Annotated in this window: 1 pseudogene; it reads left to right on the top strand. The window is 56.7% G+C overall.

From position 1 onward, the window contains the following. Positions 1–112: 112 nt before the first annotated feature. Positions 113–1417: pseudogene (locus BLL36_RS29925) on the top strand (IS4 family transposase). Positions 1418–1442 lie beyond the last annotated feature (25 nt).

The following is a 1442-nucleotide window of genomic DNA, read 5'->3' as shown; positions in this document are numbered from 1 at the left end:
GCCAGCCCTTTCAAGGTCTTTGATAAAATCCCTCAAAACTCCAGTCAGGGTGACGAAAGCGATGTGGGCAGAAGTTCTAGCGCGGTTTGAGAAAAAAGCACCGGCCAGTGTCATGACCAAAGTGATATTGGAACAGGCTGTTCCTGCTGAATGGGTTGATCAGGTGTTCGAAGAACATCGTCAGCGGCAGTACCCACGCGAGCTTTTGTTTTCAACCATTGTTGAACTGATGTCCCTTGTTTCATTGGGCTTGCGACCTTCTCTGCATGCCGCCGCGCGGCAGATGGAAGACCTTCCTGTCAGCTTGACGGCGCTGTATGACAAGGTCAGCCGCACAGAGCCTGCGCTGCTGCGCGCCCTGGTCACCGGTAGCGCAGAGCGCTTGGCCCCGACGATAAAAGAGCTGGGGCACTCAGCCATTTTGCCTGGCTGGCAATTAAGGGTCGTTGACGGTAACCACCTGCCTTCCAGCGAAAAGCGCCTGGGCGCTTTGCGCCGGGAACGGGGCGCCGCCCGGCCTGGTTTTTCCGTTGTGGTTTACGACCCCGATCTGGACCAGGTCGTCGATCTTCAGCCTTGTGAAGATGCCTATGCCAGCGAACGCGTCAGCGTGCTGCCATTGCTGGAAAAAGCTAGTGCGGGACAACTGTGGATGGCTGATCGGCTCTACTGCACGCTCCCGGTCATGGGGGCCTGTGAAGATACCGGGGCCTCGTTCATCATCCGCGAACAGAGCAAACATCCACGTCTGCTTAAGGAAGGCGATTGGCAGGAGCCTATCGCGGTTGCGGCAGGCAGCGTGCGCGAGCAAATCATCGAAGTAAAAGGTGGTCGCCAGTGGCGGCGAGTCGAACTGAAGCTGCAAAAAACCACCGAATCCGGCGACACCACACTGCTGTTCTGGAGCAATTTGCCTGACTCTATCAGTGCCGAGCAAATCGCTGATTTGTACCGCCGTCGCTGGAGTATCGAAGGGATGTTCCAGCGCCTGTAAGCGGTGTTGGACAGTGAAATCGAAACCTTGGGCAACCCCAAAGCAGCCCTGTTGGGGTTTGCGTCGGCCGTGTTGGCTTACAACGTTTTGGCGGTGCTCAAACGCAGCGTTGAGCAGGCTCATCGCCAGACCCTGCCTGACGATTGGGAAGCATCGATTTTCCACCTGACGGTACAGGTACGCAGCGGATATGAGGGCATGCAGATTGCTTTGCCGCCAGAGCCCTTATCGATCCCAATCCCTGAAGCAGGATTGGCTCCGTACTTACTGACACTGGCAAAAAACGTCCTACCTAAAGCGGTCGCCAAGAGCAAACGGGGGCCGAAGGTACCTAAACCCAAAGAGTGGCTTGAAGGCAAAGCTGCGAATGCCCACGTGTCGACGGATCGGGTGCTCAAGGCCGCTAAAACCAAAAGACCTTGAAAGGGCTGGCCGTAAGGGCGGAACC

This window comes from Pseudomonas cedrina subsp. cedrina, from assembly GCF_001983175.1.
Classification (GTDB): Bacteria; Pseudomonadota; Gammaproteobacteria; order Pseudomonadales; family Pseudomonadaceae; genus Aquipseudomonas; species Aquipseudomonas cedrina.
Note: the sequence above shows the minus strand (reverse complement) of the source record. Positions and strands in the feature narration are given on the sequence as shown.